The following is a 16,805-nucleotide window of genomic DNA, read 5'->3' on the forward strand; positions in this document are numbered from 1 at the left end:
AATGAAAAAAACTTTACTTCTTATCTTATTCTGTTTTATGGCTAAGCTTGTAGTTGCTCAGGATGTTTGGCTACAAAATCATTTCTCGCCAAATTCTGGAAGCTTAAGCAATTCGGAAACAGTAACGGTACTGATCAACAACAACTCGGGTGTAGTTATGCCGTCTAATACAATAACGGTAAATTATTCAATTAATGGTGGTGCAACAGTATCACAGCCATTGAGTTCAAATTTATTACCGGGGGCAAGTTGGAATTTTTCTTTCAATACAAAGGCAAACTTATCTGCTCCAGGTATTTACACAATCAAGGTATGGGTAGTGCGCGCAGGAGATACAAATGCACTGAACGATACATTAGAATGGACTGTACTCAATGGTTGTCCGCTAAATATGAACCAACCCCTAAATCAGCAGGCCTGCAATGGAGTTTTAACGGCTCCGGTTGTTTTTACAAGTAGCACTCCGAATGTGGTTTATACCTGGACAAATTCTAATCCGGCTATCGGCTTGGCGGCAAGTGGCAAAGGAAACCTTCCCGCATTTAATCCAGTAAATACCGGAACAAGTTCAGTTGCTGCAACAATAACGGTTTCGCCAAAGTTCGAAATCAGTCAAACTTTTAGTTATACAGGCGCAATGCAAACATTTGTGGTTCCTGTCGGGGTAACCAGCATCAGGGTTGATGTAAAGGGGGCGCAGGGAGGAAGCGCTATTTATAACCAGCCTGGAGTAAAACCTGATGATTTAGGAGGAAATGGGGGCAGGGTAACGGCCGAATATCCAGTTACTCCTGGCCAAACGCTCAATATTTTTGTTGGCGGTGTAGGCTATAACGGTGGTGGAAATGGTGCTGGTAGCATTGCACAGCCCAATGGCGGCGGTGCTTCCGATATCAGAATTGGTGGAACGGCATTAGCCAATAGGGTAATTGTTGCTGGTGGTGGCGGCGGCGGAGGAAATAACTGTAGTAACAATGTAGAACCTGGAGGTGCGGGAGGCGGCCCGATCGGTGAAACTGGCTATCAATGTGGCAGCCAAACGAGTACGTCTGTTGGACAGGGGGGAACCCAATCGGCTGGAGGTGCTGCGGGCACCACGCCAGCAACTGCAGGTACGTTAGGTATTGGTGGTACTGCTGGTGGTTTGGGTACGGCTTCTGGCGGTGGTGGTGGTGGCTATTACGGCGGTGGTGGCGCTGCTTATGGCGGTGGTGGCGGTGGCAGCAGCTATGCCGATCCGCAAGCTACTTCGGTTGTGCACACACAGGGATTTCAGAATGGTACGGGAGAAATCATTATTGCTTATTCCCTGCCATGTCCTAGTCCTGAGACCAAGACTTTTACCTATACCATAGATCCAACGCCTAATGTGGTGGCTACACCCAACACACAAACAGTTGGTTCGGGCCAGGCAATTACCCCAATCGTGCTCAGCAGTAATGTAATTGGAACAACCTATACTTGGATAAGAAACAATATATTTAATGCAATGGGCATGCCAACTAATGGCACCGGCAATATCATCAGTGGGACATTAACCAATGATCTTGACAGTCCGCCACGAACCGTAAATTTCACGATTACGCCAGCTATTAATGGTTGTAGCGGAACTCCAATTACGGTAACGGTTTTGCTTAAGACACCTTATAAGCCCGATGTAAATGGCATACTCTATGTAAAGCAAGGAGCTACTGGAAATGGCAACGGATGGTCTAATGCAATATCGGAATTGAGTGATGCATTGGTAGCGGCCAAAACCCTAAATAAAGGATTTCCCGGAAAGGTAAAACAGATTTGGGTAGCAGGTGGCGTTTATAAGCCAATGTATAGTCCGGCAGATAACGATTTTGGTATTCCGGCAGGCCAAAACAATGCCTTTTTGCTGGTTAAAGATGTGAAAGTATACGGTGGTTTTGCCGGTACAGAAGCAACGCTTGCACAACGCGATTTGACCTTAACCACTAATAAAAGTACACTCAGTGGCGATATTGATAATAACGATGTGTTAGCCGATAACCTTTCTACTACGATTAACGGCAATAACAGCTACCATGTGGTGGTTTCGGCTGGTGCGATGGGAACCGCCGAACTGAATGGATTTACCATAACCGGGGGCAATGCTACTCCAAACAGTTTTACCACTGTAAATGGTGAAATAATTACAAGAAATAATGGTGGAGCGCTCTATAACATCAATGCCACACTGACTTTAAGCAATTTAATCATCGCTTACAATAAAGCTTCTTTCGAAGGGGCCGGCATCTATAATTACAACAAAGCAACCCTTAATGCCAGTAGTACAAGAATGACGAACAATAACGCCATTGTAAACGGTGGGGGTATTTTTAGCGATGCGTTTGGGTCATCGCTTAACTTGACCAATATGATTATTAGTGGCAATAGCACATCAGGCAATGGAGGCGGTATATGTGATTATTCGATCAGTGGCAATTCGAGCTTTACCAATTTGCTAATCAGTGGCAATACGGCCGGATCATGGGGTGGGGGCATGTATCTTTCGAGCGCTACAGCTGTATTAACTAACCTTAGCATTGTTGCCAATACAGCCACTACGGCTGGAGGAGGTTTGCACAACGAAGGTCAGTCGCCTTCTATTTATAACAGCTTTATATTTGGCAATAACAGCGGAATCAACAATAATAATAGTATACCAATTATCAAAAGCAGTTTGGTACAAGGACTAAGCAGTACGGCAAATGGCAATATAAACGCAACCGGAATTTTAACGGGCGATGTTTTTGTAGCACCTTTGGCGGCTGGACTTAACACTGGAGGAGATTACCGACTAAAAACAGGAAGTCCTGCTATAAATGCTGGTAACCAAACACTTTATGCAGGTTTAGATGCAAATACCAAAGATCTTAGTGGTGGTACGCGTTTAATGGGAGCTAATATCGATTTGGGAGCTTATGAGCTACAAAATCAATCGCAAACCATTACAGCAGGCAATCAGACTAAGACTTATGGCGATGTAGCCTTTGTGCCAGTAGCAACAGCAAGTTCAGGCTTGGCATTAAGCTATGCTTCTGCTGATAATAGCATTGCCGAAGCCTTTCAAGATGCTGCAGATGGCAATAAGTGGAAACTGAATATCAAAAAAGCGGGAACCGTAAATATTACAACCAGTCAGGCTGGAGGAAGTGGTTTCGAGCCAGCTCCTGATATTGTTTTCAGTTTAACAATAAATAAGAGGCTGGTTAACGTAAGTATCAAGCCAACGGCTACTTTTAGTAAAGTTTACGATGCCAATACCGCTGGCACCTTTCAGGTTACAGATCTGATATTGGCTAATGGCGATATCATCAACAATGACGATGTACAACTAAGTTTAAATTCTGGCCTAGCTCAATACGATAGCAAAGATGCCGGAACCGGAAAGACGATTACCCTGCCCATAGCCAATGTTTTATTGACTGGCGCACAGGCGGGAAATTATAAAGTAGCAAATATTAGCGATCTCTCGAGTACTGCCGCTTCAATTATGCCAAAACCATTGACCATTACCGCGAACAATTTCAGTAAGGTATTTGATGGTTTTGGCTATAGCGGTGGCAATGGGGTAAGCTATGGTACATTTGCCTTGGGCGAAGATCCAAGCGTACTTTCTGGAACATTGAGTTTTGGTGGCAGTGCTCAAGGTGCTATAAATACGGGCAATTATACCATTATTCCAAGCGGATTGAGCGCGACTAATTATGCCATCAGTTATATAAATGGTCAATTGGTAATCTCGCTTAACAATGTAAATACCTTAACCTTTAATGCCCAAACCGCAGGCAGTATATTAACCAAGACCTATGGCGATGCCGATCTCAATGCATCGGCGAATGCCAGCTCTGGATTAACGGCAACTTACCAAAGCAGCAACCCATCGGTGGCTACCGTAAATGCTTCGGGGCAGGTCAGCTTGTTGGGGACAGGTACAGCCACCCTAACGGTAAGCCAAGCCGGCGACGCCAATTATGGTCCAGCCAGCCCAATAAGTTTTCAGGTGCAGGTAGTCAAGAAAATATTAACCGTTACCGCAAATGATTTTAGCAAAACCTATGATGCTATAGCCTATGCAGGCGGAAATGGAGTGAGCTACAATGGCTTTGTAAACGGCGAAAGCCAGGCTGCATTAAATGGAACAGTAGTTTATGGCGGTAATTCGCAGGGCGCCGTGAATACCGGAAATTATTTGATCGCCCCTAGCGGATTAACCTCGGCCAATTACGATTTCGACTATAAAAATGGTACGCTTAGCATTGTGCCATCTGGAGCCAATGTAATTACGTTTAATAACCAGGTATCGGGTGCTACACTCCAGTTAACATACGGAAGTGCTGTTGTTGATGCTTCGGCTGTTGCTTCATCAGGATTGGCAGTGAGTTATGCAAGCAGCAATCCTGCGGTAGCTTCCGTTAATGCAAGCGGACAGGTGCAGGTTTTGGCTGCAGGAACGGCGACGATAACGGCCAGCCAGCCCGGAGATGTGAACCACACTGCGGCCAGTCCGGTAAGTTTTACAATCAATGTGCAACAAAAAGCGCTGACCATTACCGCTAATAATTTCAACAAAACCTATAATGCGGCAGCTTATACCGGAGGGAATGGCGTGAGCTATAATGGATTTGTAAATGGAGAAAATGAACAGATTCTGCAAGGCGCTTTAAGTTATACAGGAACGGCAATTGGAGCCAAGGATGTGGGAAGCTATTTCATCAGTCCGACAGGTTATACCTCAACCAACTATGCCATTACTTATCAGGATGGAAGCTTAACCATAACCAAAGCAGGTTTAACTATAACAGCTGAGGCCAAAAGCAAGATTTATGGCGACGGCAATCCTTCGCTTACCTATACCAGTTCGGGTTTGGTTGGTCCTGATGCCATTACGGGTGCACTGGCCAGGACAACAGGCGAAAATGTAGGCACTTATGCTATTAATCAAGGTACACTTGTTGCCGGGAACAATTACAGCATCACCTATGTGCCAGCCAACTTAAGCATTACCAATAAAGTACTAACCATTACTGCCCAAGCCAAAAGCAAGGTTTATGGCGATGGCGATCCTTCGCTTACCTATACCAGCTCTGGTTTGGTTGGTACCGATGCCATTACGGGTGCACTGGCCAGGACAACAGGCGAAAATGTAGGTACTTACGCCATCAATCAAGGTACACTTGTTGCAGGATCGAATTATAGCATCACCTATGTGCCAGCCAACTTAAGCATTACCAATAAAATACTAACCATTACTGCCCAAGCCAAAAGCAAGGTCTATGGCGATGCCGATCCTTCGCTGACCTATACCAGCTCTGGTTTGGTTGGTACCGATGCCATTACGGGTACACTGAGCAGGGCAACAGGCGAAAATGTAGGCACTTATGCCATCAATCAAGGTACGCTTGTTGCAGGATCGAACTATAGCATCAGCTATGTTCCGGCAAATTTAACGATTACCAAGGCAACACTTTTAATAACAGCCAATAACAGTGCCCTATGCCAAGGCAACAATCTGCCAAGCTTTGGCGTAACTTATTCGGGCTTTAAAAATGGAGACAATGAAAATGCCCTCAGTACCAAACCAACGGTAAGCACAACAGCTAATCGTAATTCGCCGGCAGGTGTTTATATACTTACACCGGCTGCTGCGATTGCCAATAATTATACCATCAGCTATGCAACAGGCAATTTAACCATTAACGCATTGCCTGTAATTGCCATCACCAGTAGCAAAGGATTGAGCATCAGCAAAGGCGAAACACTGAACCTTTTGGCAATTGGTGGCGGAACGTATAACTGGGCTGCAGCAAACGGCATTATTGGTAGCCAGAATGGAGCAACATTAGCGATCAGGCCAAGCCAAACTACTACCTATACCGTAACAGTAGCCAATGCCAACGGGTGTAGCCAGTCGGCGAGCATTACCATCGAAGTTCACGACGACTTTCAGGCAGTAAAAGCCAATAATATCCTTACGCCCAATGGCGATGGGGTAAATGACCTTTGGGTTATTGAGAACATTGATGCCTATCCGAATTGTTTGGTACAGGTATTCGATCGTGCAGGAAGGATTTTATTTACCAAAAAAGGCTACAATAATACTTGGGACGGTACGGTGAACGGTCAGGCATTGGCCGAAGGCACTTATTATTACATTATCGATTTTGGAACAGAGAAGCTGAAGCAAAAAGGTTTCATTACCTTGGTTAGACAGCAATAGGTTAGACATGGCTCTGGCAGTTAATGAGCGGGGGATTTACTTCAAGAATAGATCCTTCGCTTCGCTCTGGATGACAATTTTGGAGGAATCTGCTTCAAGAGTAGCTCCTTCGCTTTGCTCTGAATGACAATTTTGCTCTGGATGATAAATTGTGTTCTGAATTGAACTAACAATTGATTAATTGTGAGAACTGTTTAACTGACAACTAGCAACGAACAACAGACAACGAACAACTAATAACTGGCAACTGACAACTGTGAACTGAAAACCGCCTATTGGTTAAAATCCCAAAGTACCACATTCCAAAGTTCTTGGCCGTCGTGGTAGGTGCCAATTACTTCGAAGCCCATGCGCCGGTGTATTTTTAGCGACAGTTGGTTTCTGCTGGAAATTTCTGTCACGCAAAATTGATAGTCATCGCCGACGAGGTCTTTTGTGGCATGGTAAAGTTTGCTCAACAATCCTTGTCCTCTGAATGCTTGGTCTACACAGACCTGTCCGCCAACAATATATCGATAGCTCGTTAATGGTTTTCCCTTATAAATACAGTTTTCAAATGCGTCGAACATGGGGATAATACTGGGTACAACAGTTTTCATATTTGCAGTCATGGCTAAACTATAGCCCACAACCTGATCATCGGCAACAGCAATTACCTGAGGTAGTTCGGCAGCCATGGTCTTGAGCAGTTCTACGGTATGTTGGGCAAACACAAAACCTTGTTGATGTTGTTCGTCTTCGCTAAGAGAGCTATACAGATTTTGTTGTTGAAGTGATAAGATACCTTCAAAATCTTGGTCTGTAACGGCGGGTTTAAATTGTATGTTCATTGGTATTAATCGTTCAATCGTTCATTAGTGTTGTTGGTTCATTAGTATGGATTGGCTGGTTGCGAATTGCAAACTGGCAACTGCCAACCGAAAACTCAGGCTTTTTCCTTAAACCTGGTAAAGAAGAGCAAAGCCAATAAGCATAAGGCAAAACCAACTACGCCATTTAGGCGCAGGCCATAATCATGACCTGGGTCTTTACCATAAACGGTAAGCATGGCAAAAATGGCAATACCCAAGGTCTGGCCCAGTTTTACAAATAGATATTTAACGGCAAAGTACATGCCTTCGTGGTTTTCGCCGGTTTCCTTGGTATCTTTTTGGGCAATATCGGCCAAAATAGCATTAGGCAAAATACCCAATGCTGCGAGTGGAAAAGAAGCAAAAACTACCAAGATATACATCTGGTTGGCGGGCTCGAAAGGCAATTTTCCCAAAAAGAAAATGGTGACGAAAATCAGGCTTAATATGCCAAAGGCCAATAAAACCAAGGTCTTCTTGCCAAACTTTTGAGAGCCGTAGTTAATAAAGGGATAAAAGACCAGTGAAAGCACCACCATTAAACCCATGAATTTGCCACCATCCGAATCGGGAAGGCCCAGCAGCACCGTTACAAAATACAGCAAGCCACTCGACATCAGGCTCAATGCCGTGTAATACACAAAATCGGAAATCAGGTAATATTTGAAGTTCGAATTCCTGAAAGTACTTTTTATCGCCAGCAATAAAGGAACGTGGGTAGGTTTGCTTTCCACATATTCTCTTTCTTTGATAAAGATGATGGGCAATGTCATCACCAAGCCCGAGAAAATACTCAAGGCCCAAATCGTATACTGCAAAGCCTCGAACCGTTCAGTAACATGAAAAACAGTTTGGATAAGGTCGGCAAAATTATTGCAGAGCGCGCCGATGATCATGCCCAGCACAAAGCCTACCTGCTGAAAGGTAGAGAGCTTTACTTTTTCTTCTGGCGTATGGGTCAATTCGGCCAATAGGGCATTGTAGGGAATGATATAAGTAGTAACCGAGATAAAGAACCCAGCTAGCACTATGGTGAGCCACCAGGCATTATTCAGGCTTTCCCCCTTCACCAATGGATTAAATACCAAGCTGCAAAATACAATGGCAGGCAAAATGGCCCATTTCATAATCGGAAAACGCCTGCCTTTTGGATTGGTACTGGCATCGCTGATGGAAGCAATAAAAGGATCATATGCGGCATCGAACAAACGCCCAGAAGCTGCAATAAGCGAAAGGATATTGAGCGCCCCAAATACCAAAAGCTGCGGTACCAAAGGCACCAGGCCAGAATTGTTGGGGGGCAGGTAAAAATAGGGCAGCATTACGATAATGATGTTGGTCATAATGCTCCAGCCCATCATCCCTGCCGAGTAAGCCAATTGTTTTTTAAAAGGTAGTTGTTTTAAGGGCATTTATAGTATCGCTAATGCTTGTTCTAAGTCTTTGATCAAATAATGGGGCTCTTCCAATCCGATGTAAAGCCTAATGAGTATGTGCCTGTTGTTATTGCTGTCGAAATCATTTTTGCTAATTCCTGCACAGGCCGGAAAGGCCAGGCTTTCATAGCCACCCCATGAAACGGCCATTAAAAAGTGCTGGAGGCTATTGCAAAACGTTTCTATTTTTTCTAGCGATGCCTCTTTCAGTACAATGCTAAACAAACCGCCACATTTTTTCATTTGCTTTTTGGCCAAGGCCAGGTCCTTATTGCTTTTGCTAAAAGGATAAAGTACTTTGGCCACTTTTGGGTGCTGTTCCAAATAATAGATCACCTGCTCGGCCGTTGCACTTATCTTATCTAAGCGAATAGGCAGGGTACGTAGGCCACGCAACAAAAGCCAGGCGCTTTGTGGTGCAATGCTCGCGCCAATGTTCATGTATTCGTGGTTGAAGATCTTTTCTAAAAGTTCACGGCTGCCCGTTAATACACCTGCCATCAAATCGCTATGCCCGCCTAGGTATTTGGTGGCCGATTGTGCAACCAAATCAATGCCGTAGGCAATAGGCTGCTGATAAATGGGCGAACAATAGCTGTTGTCTATCATTGTTAAAATACCTTTGGCTTTGGCCAATTGGGCAACCGCGCCCAGGTCTTGTACATCAAAACTAAAGGTGTTGGGCGATTCGAGGTAAATGAGCTTGGTTTTTGCGCTGATGGCCTTTTCAAACTGGCCCAAGTCGGTACCATCTACAAAGGTGCAGGTAATACCAAATTTGGGCAGGAAATCCTTGAAAAGCTTAATGGTCCAGCTGTAGGGGTTTTCTACGCAGATGACCTCATCGCCCTGTTGCAGCAAAGCCATCACCGGAATGCTAACGGCCGCAATGCCGCTGCCAAAAACCAAAGCCTCTTCGGCGCCATCCAAGGCAGCCAATTTCTTTCTTAAAATATCAATGGTGGGATTAAAACCACGAGAATATAGGTTGCCCTGGTATTCATCGGCCAAGGCATTCCTAAAATCGGCTACGGTATCAAAACTAAAATTGCTGGTTTGTACAATGGGGGGAGCCACGGCATTAAAATAGTTGGCCCTTTCTTCGCCCAATTCATTTAAAATATAGGATAGATCCATTTTTAAGCGACTGTTTTTTTACGATTGAGGTATTTGTTGATAAAATAGATGAGCACAAAACCGCTAAAAATATAAAGCCCATTCAAGGCCGCATTCGGATCGTCGCTATAAATGCTAAAAGCCACAAACAAATAGGCCGAAATAAAGATGATAGGCAAAACGGGGTAAAGCTTCATGGTATAAATGCTTTTCTTGTCTAAATGGGCAGTGGTTTTGCGCAGATAGAAAATGGTAGCCGCCGAAAAGGCCATGCCGATACTGTCTAGAAAGATGGTGTAATTTAAAATTTTATCGAAGGTTTTGGCGTAAAATATGGTAAATATAGAGATGATCGTAAACACGGTGAGGCTTACAATCATTACATCGTTTTTCTTTGTTTTCTTGGCAAATACAGCCGGCAAAGCTCTTTCTTCGCCCATGGCATACATAGCTCTCGGATTGCTGAGCAGGTTGACGTTTACATAGCCCAAAACCGAGAAATAAATGAGCACCGAAAGCAATACAAAGCCCGCCGGACCAAAAATCTGTCCTGCCAATATCGCGGCAATGCTCTCTGCGGTTTTCAGCTGTTCAAAGCCGATTACTTTCACATAAGCATAATTAATGGCCAAATAAAGTGTAATGATAATGCCCAAACCTACGATAATAGAACGCGGAATAACGGTTTTGGCTTCCTTGGCCTCGCCCCCAAAATTGATGGTTTGCTGATAGCCTCCAAAGCTGAACGATACTGCGATTAAACAGAGGCCCAATGCCTTGCCATAATCGGCCCAGCCGGCAGCAGCACCCGTAACGTTTTTAAATACAGAAGGGGCACTCGGGGCATGGTTGCCAAAAAATACTGCACAGATCAAGGTCAGCACCATTACTATTTTGATCATGGTCAGCACATTTTGGGTCTTTGAACTGGTTTTTAAGCCTAACAGATTGATGGCGTAGAAGACGATGATGCTCACGGCAGCAATCAATATCCGGTATTCTTGGGTCTGCATTTCGGGGCTCAGGATTACCTTGCCAATGTATTCTGCACCGATGAGCGAAACCCCCGCCACCGAAGCCGCATTAGAAACCACAATGATGCAGTTGATGGCAAAAGCAATGGAAGGGTGGTAGCAAACCGAAAAAATCTTGTAATAGCCACCTGTAACCGGATAACGGGAACCAATTTCGGCATAGGTCAATGCGCCGCAAAGGGCTACGAAACCGCCCACCGCCCAGGCCGCAAAAAACAATTCTGGAATTTGGGCCTTGTTGGCCACGTTTACTGGTGTTCTGAAAATACCCATTCCAATAACGAGGCTTACCACGATCATGGAAAGGTCAAAGAGAGAAAGCTGCTTTTTAGGTTGCATGCATTAAGGTTTGATGTTTGGAAGATAGGGATTTTTAGGCTTGAGTCCAAAGTCTTGGGAAGTCTATAGTCGGTAGTTTAAGGTTTAAAGTAGAAAGTTTAAAGTCTATGGTTGATAGCGAATAGTTGGTTCATGCCCCGAGGCCTAAAGACCGAAAGGCAATTAAACAGTTTTAGCAATTAACAATGGGCCATCAGCTAACAACTTACAACTAACAACCAACAACGAACCAAGATGTGCAATTGTTGAAATCTAATGATATAAAGCACGCCATATTTGATTAAATTTGTAGGAGTGGAGAATCTATTGTGCCAAAAGTATTTGGTGTAGGTCAACTTCATTTCGCAATTACCGCAGAGACGCATAAAACAAATAAAATTATGGCAGAACCAATCTATAACGACGATAGTATACGTTCACTCGACTGGAAAGAACACATTCGCTTACGCCCAGGTATGTACATTGGTAAGTTGGGCGATGGTTCGGCGCAGGACGATGGCATTTACGTATTGCTTAAAGAAATTGTAGATAACTCTATCGATGAGTTTGTAATGGGATCGGGCAAAACCATAGAAATCACCCTGTCAGACCATAAAGTAAATGTTCGCGACTATGGCCGTGGTATTCCTTTGGGTAAGGTGATCGATTGTGTGTCTAAGATCAACACCGGTGGTAAGTACGACAGCAATGCCTTTCAAAAATCTGTAGGTTTAAATGGAGTGGGTACAAAGGCTGTAAATGCTTTGTCTACCGCTTTTATGGTGCAGTCTTATCGCGATGGCAAAACCAAAAAAGTAGAATTTTCTAAAGGAGAGGTCGTAATTGACAACCCAATTATAGAAACCACCCAACGCAACGGTACGGCGATTACTTTTTATCCAGATGAAACCATTTTTAGGAACTACCATTACATTCCTGATTTTGTAGAGAGCATGATCTGGAACTATGTGTTCTTGAATACCGGATTAACCATCAATTTTAACAACCAAAAATATTTTTCTGAGCGTGGGCTGTACGATTTATTATCGAAACAGAACAAGCCTGAAGAAATCCGTTATCCCATCATTCACCTTAAAGGGCATGATATCGAGATTGCCATGACCCATGGTCAGCAATATGGCGAAGATTACCACTCCTTTGTAAACGGGCAGCATACTACCCAAGGTGGTACGCACCAGGCGGCTTTTAGGGAAGCTGTAGTAAAAACCATTCGCGAGTTTTACAAAAAGGAATTTGATGCTTCCGATGTTCGGGCTTCTATCATTGCTGCGGTTTCTATACGTGTTCAAGAGCCTGTTTTCGAATCGCAGACCAAAACCAAGCTGGGTTCACAAAACGTAGGGCCAGACGGGCCATCGGTACGTACCTTTATCAACGATTTTGTGAAAAAGGAACTTGACGATTACCTGCACAAACATCCCGACGTGGCCGATGCCTTGCAAAAAAGGATCTTGCAATCGGAGCGTGAGCGTAAAGACATTGCCGGCATTAAAAAACTGGCGAACGATAGGGCTAAAAAAGCATCGCTGCACAACAAAAAACTGAGGGATTGCAAAATCCATTTCAACAGTACGCACGACAGGAGATACGAAACCACGCTTTTCATTACCGAGGGCGATTCAGCTTCAGGTTCTATCACCAAATCGAGGGATGTAGAATGCCAAGCAGTATTTAGCTTAAAGGGCAAGCCGCTTAACTGTTATGAACTCACCAAAAAAGTGGTTTATGAGAATGAAGAATTCAACCTCTTGCAGCATGCGCTAAATATTGAAGACGGTTTAGAAGGATTGCATTACAACAACATCGTAATTGCTACCGATGCCGACGTAGACGGTATGCACATCCGTTTGTTGATGATGACTTTCTTTTTGCAGTTTTTCCCAGATTTGGTAAAAGCAGGCCATGTTTACATCCTGCAAACGCCTTTGTTCAGGGTGCGCAACAAAAAAGAAACCATTTATTGCTACAGCGACGAAGAGCGTAGAGATGCGATTGCCAAATTGGGCAACCGACCAGAAATAACCCGCTTTAAAGGTTTGGGAGAGATTTCTCCTGACGAATTTGGCCTCTTTATTGGGAAAGACATCAGGTTGGATCCGGTAATTTTGAAGGAGCAGACGATCAAAAGTCTTTTAGAATATTACATGGGCAAGAATACGCCAGAAAGACAGCAACATATCATTAGGAATTTAAGGATCGAAAAAGACGAGATAAAAGAAGAGGAAGCCAAAGAAGTAAGCACCGAAGATTTGGAAGTAGCGTAAAATTTTTAAAATTTAACTATTGAGCAACAAATTTTTAGCGTATACTTGTACATCCCTATTTGTTATTGAAAATCCCTTTTTTTGGGTTTTAAGATTTATAATAACGAGCTCCTATGCCCCTTGCCTCTGCTAAAAATCGCTCCACGCGCTATAGCCTTGTTGTCTTTTTGATATTGACACTATTCTTATGCGCAATTTTTTTCTATATAAGAAATAGTAAAACCGACGACCTCAGGCTTTATACCCATCAGCTTACTGCTTTAAACGAAGACTATACGCAGATAGATTCCTCTATCGTGATGCTGTACAAGGCCGATAACAACTGCAGGCTTTATGCCGCTACCGGCGAAAAAAAATACATCAAGGCCTATGGGGAGTCGATTAATTTTGTTTCGAATACCTTAGAAACCATTCGGAACATTGATGAAGAAAAAGAAAAAAACGTTCCCCAAAGCATTAAAGGGCTTGTGGAGCAAAAGAAAGCGAGAACAAATCTTTACTTAAGGTTAAGGGTACTGGCCGATAGCTTAATCAAGCTGTCATCGGGAATAGACTCAAACCGCAATCAGTTACAGGGCAGCGACGGTCGTCAAATGACCTACAGCAAGCTCAAAACCATGGTTTCTGTTGATACCATTCATACAGCAAAGCAAAAAGGACCGGAGAAAAGCCTTTTTGGCCGTTTGGCCGATGCCTTCTCGAGAAAAAAAGAAGAAGCAAAGGCAGCCGATACCAGCAAGAAATTGGTACGCACCGAAGTTAAGCTGGATACCTCTTTAAAAAGCAGAAACTTTAACAAGATGCAATTGCAGAAAATGAACAACTATTTTCGCAATTTGTATGCTACCAATCGCACGCTGAATAAACACGAAGCCGAGATTTTAGAGCTCAACAACCAAATTATTTCTGAACTGGTTACGCTTCTGCGCGACTATAAAACTTATGAAAAGGGTTTTGTAGCAATGAACCGTACGGAAATCAAAGGGAATATCGATACCACCGTAAAAAGCATCGATAAGATGTTTTTGCTCAGCATTGTGCTGTTGCTGGCCTTGGTGTTGGCTATTTTATATAACCTTTGGAAAATCTATAAAAACGAAAGCGAGCTGATCAACTACAGCCAAAAGGCTTCCCAGTATGCCATTTCAAAGAGTAGGTTTTTGGCCAATATGAGCCACGAAATCAGAACTCCGCTCAACTCGGTTATTGGTTTCTCGGAACAGTTGAGCCAAGGCCAGCTGAATGTGCAACAGGCAGAGCAGGTGAGTGCGATCAGAAGTTCATCGGTAATGCTGCTAGATGTGGTGAACGATATTTTGGATTTCTCTAAATACGAAACTGGCAAGGTAAATTTTGATAAGATTGCTTTTACGCCGCTAGATGCGATAACCGAAGTGGTAAACAGCATCAGTATCCAGGCAACTAACAAAAACATCGAGCTTAAAAAGGAGCTTTCGTTTAAAAAGAACGTTTGTTTCTCAGGCGATTCATTGCGTTTGAAGCAAGTGGTGATGAATTTATTAAGCAATGCCATTAAGTTTACCAACGATGGATCGGTGACGATCAAGGCAGAGATCATTCCAAATACCAAAAAGCAGGCTGTGCTTCAGGTTCAGGTAATCGATACCGGAATTGGCATCGCGCCAGAAGATTTGGATATGATATTTGATGAATTCGCACAGGTATATTATTCATCAAGCAAAATCAGGCAAAAAGGTACCGGCTTAGGTTTGGCCATCTGCAAAAAGATTGTGGAGTTTCAGGGTGGACGCATCGGCGTGAAAAGCGAACTGGGCAAAGGCTCTACCTTTAGTTTCGAAATCCCGTACGAGCTTTGCAAAGAGAACAGTACTGAGGTTAAAAGCCTTGTAGTGGGCGTTGGTGTCGGTCATTTGGAAGGCAAACGTATTTTGCTGGCCGACGACAATAAAATGAACATCTTATTGGCGCAAACCGTACTCAAAAAGTACAAGATGATTACTGATGTAGCTTATGATGGCAAGCAGGCTTTTGAGCTGTTTGAACAAAACTTGTACGACGTGATTTTAACCGATATCCAAATGCCAGAAATGGGCGGGGTAGAACTAACGCGTACCATAAGAGCATATACAGATCCAGCTAAACGAAATATCCTGATTTTAGGTGTTACGGCAAACGTTTTACAGGAAGACCGCAAAAAGTACATCGATTCTGGAATTAATGATTTAGTGCTTAAACCTTTCTCAGAAAAAGAACTGATCGATAAGATTGCTTCATATTTTTAGGTTTTTAGTTGATGGTTAATAGTTTATAGTCCATGGTTTACATGGAAGCATCATAGTGGGCTTGATCTGGTATCTCACTCGAGATAGATCCTTCGCGTTGCTCTGGATGACAGATCGTATCAACTATCGTAAAACTCCGTGCTTTTTGCGGTTAACTGGCAACTGAAAACTGTCAAACTGAGATTGCTTTGCAAGCTCGCAATGACGATTTGTTGATCTGATAACTAACAACTAACAACTGGCAACTAACAACTGGCAACTAACAACTGGTAACTAATAACTGAAAACTATTAAGGCGCCATGGTATCTTCCGGATGTTGCGGAGGCAGTACTTCTACTTTTTTCTCCACTACAACGGTTTTTAAGTGCACCGCATATTTGGTTGGGGCAATGCCATTATCGAATTTCTCGGCATATACCTGCGTAAATTCGGCACCAAAATAGAGAATGATCGACGTATAATAGATCCACAGCAAGATGATGATAATTGAACCTGCTGACCCAAACACCACTCCTGGATTTGATTTTTCGAGGTAAAGGCCTATCAGATACTTGCCCAAACCGAAAAGCAATGCGGTAAAGGCTGCGCCTACCAGGGCCGATTTCCATCTTAAAATTACATCGGGCAACACCTTAAATATAACGGCAAATACACCGGTAACCACGGCAAAGGTAAGGACGTTGTTCAGCACCAAAATGATCACGGTGGTGGTACTGGTAATCTCTGGGATAAACTGTGTAAGCTTATTACCCAAGCTCAATACCAAGCTATTAACTACCAGCGAAACCAAAAGCAGGAAACCCAATGATACGATCAGCGAGAAAGAAAGCAAGCGATTGGTGATCATTTTTTTCCAGCCTTTTTTAGGTACGGCCTTTACTTTCCAGATCAGGTTAATGCTGTCTTGGATCTCGGTAAACACCGCAGTGGCACCAATGATCAGCACAATGATGCCAATGATGAGCGCAAAGGAACTCTTGCCCGATAAACTGGCATTGGCCACAAAGCCTTGGATCTGTATGGCTGCATCGTGTCCAACCAATTTATTGATTTGCGAAAAGAGTTTGTTTTCTATTGCATCCTGACTGTAAATCAAACTAGCTGAAGAAATGATGATAATGATCAATGGCGAAAGCGAAAATATGGTATAGTAGGCAAGTGCCGCACTCAGTTTGGTTACCCTATCTTCTACAAAACCTTTTCCGGCTGCAATAAAGAGATGGCCTGTGTGTACAAAAAAGTTTTTGAGCTTGCTTATAAATTTCGTCATA

8 protein-coding genes are annotated in these 16,805 nt (G+C 43.5%); 3 read left to right on the plus strand and 5 right to left on the minus strand.

All coding sequences use genetic code 11. The features are described from left to right. The first annotated feature begins 1 nt into the window (after position 1). Entirely contained in the window at positions 2-6,229 is a 6,228-nt protein-coding gene (locus tag AC570H_RS00770; RefSeq protein WP_497350697.1) for an MBG domain-containing protein, read from the plus strand. A 272-nt stretch (positions 6,230-6,501) separates the two neighbouring features. Here AC570H_RS00770 and AC570H_RS00775 read toward each other — a convergent pair whose 3' ends face one another. The 4 genes from AC570H_RS00775 to AC570H_RS00790 form a co-directional block, all read right to left on the minus strand. After that, entirely contained in the window at positions 6,502-7,059 is a 558-nt protein-coding gene (locus tag AC570H_RS00775) for a GNAT family N-acetyltransferase (protein WP_497350699.1), read from the minus strand. Between the two features lie 95 nt (positions 7,060-7,154). Continuing rightward, on the minus strand, positions 7,155-8,492 hold the full coding sequence (locus tag AC570H_RS00780; RefSeq protein WP_497350701.1) for an MFS transporter: 1,338 nt from the start codon (positions 8,490-8,492) through the stop codon (positions 7,155-7,157). Next, on the minus strand, positions 8,493-9,653 hold the full coding sequence (locus AC570H_RS00785) for a trans-sulfuration enzyme family protein (protein ID WP_497350703.1): 1,161 nt from the start codon (positions 9,651-9,653) through the stop codon (positions 8,493-8,495). 2 nt (positions 9,654-9,655) lie between these two features. Continuing rightward, positions 9,656-11,005: an APC family permease gene (locus AC570H_RS00790; protein ID WP_497350705.1), complete on the minus strand. Its 1,350-nt coding sequence runs from the start codon at positions 11,003-11,005 to the stop codon at positions 9,656-9,658. A 380-nt stretch (positions 11,006-11,385) separates the two neighbouring features. On the opposite strand from AC570H_RS00790, the gene AC570H_RS00795 reads away from it, so the two are divergent. Next, positions 11,386-13,269, plus strand: a complete 1,884-nt coding sequence (locus tag AC570H_RS00795) for a DNA topoisomerase IV subunit B (protein WP_497350707.1) — start codon at positions 11,386-11,388, stop codon at positions 13,267-13,269. 173 nt (positions 13,270-13,442) lie between these two features. Then, positions 13,443-15,533: an ATP-binding protein gene (locus AC570H_RS00800; RefSeq protein ID WP_497350709.1), complete on the plus strand. Its 2,091-nt coding sequence runs from the start codon at positions 13,443-13,445 to the stop codon at positions 15,531-15,533. Between the two features lie 290 nt (positions 15,534-15,823). On the opposite strand, the gene AC570H_RS00805 is transcribed toward AC570H_RS00800, so the two are convergent. After that, positions 15,824-16,804 carry a YihY/virulence factor BrkB family protein gene (locus AC570H_RS00805; RefSeq protein ID WP_497350711.1) on the minus strand — a complete coding sequence of 327 codons (981 nt, stop codon included), beginning with the start codon at positions 16,802-16,804 and terminating at the stop codon, positions 15,824-15,826. Position 16,805 lies beyond the last annotated feature (1 nt).

The organism is Pedobacter sp. B4419 (assembly GCF_059693725.1).

What these genes read in the sequence shown, in the direction of transcription:
- AC570H_RS00785 (WP_497350703.1), bottom strand. Translation starts at nt 9,653, where the DNA reads ATGGATCTATCCTATATTTTAAATGAATTGGGCGAAGAAAGGGCCAAC.
- AC570H_RS00780 (WP_497350701.1), bottom strand. Translation starts at nt 8,492, where the DNA reads ATGCCCTTAAAACAACTACCTTTTAAAAAACAATTGGCTTACTCGGCA.
- AC570H_RS00790 (WP_497350705.1), bottom strand. Translation starts at nt 11,005, where the DNA reads ATGCAACCTAAAAAGCAGCTTTCTCTCTTTGACCTTTCCATGATCGTG.
- AC570H_RS00770 (WP_497350697.1), top strand. Translation starts at nt 2, where the DNA reads ATGAAAAAAACTTTACTTCTTATCTTATTCTGTTTTATGGCTAAGCTT.
- AC570H_RS00775 (WP_497350699.1), bottom strand. Translation starts at nt 7,059, where the DNA reads ATGAACATACAATTTAAACCCGCCGTTACAGACCAAGATTTTGAAGGT.
- AC570H_RS00795 (WP_497350707.1), top strand. Translation starts at nt 11,386, where the DNA reads ATGGCAGAACCAATCTATAACGACGATAGTATACGTTCACTCGACTGG.
- AC570H_RS00805 (WP_497350711.1), bottom strand. Translation starts at nt 16,804, where the DNA reads ATGACGAAATTTATAAGCAAGCTCAAAAACTTTTTTGTACACACAGGC.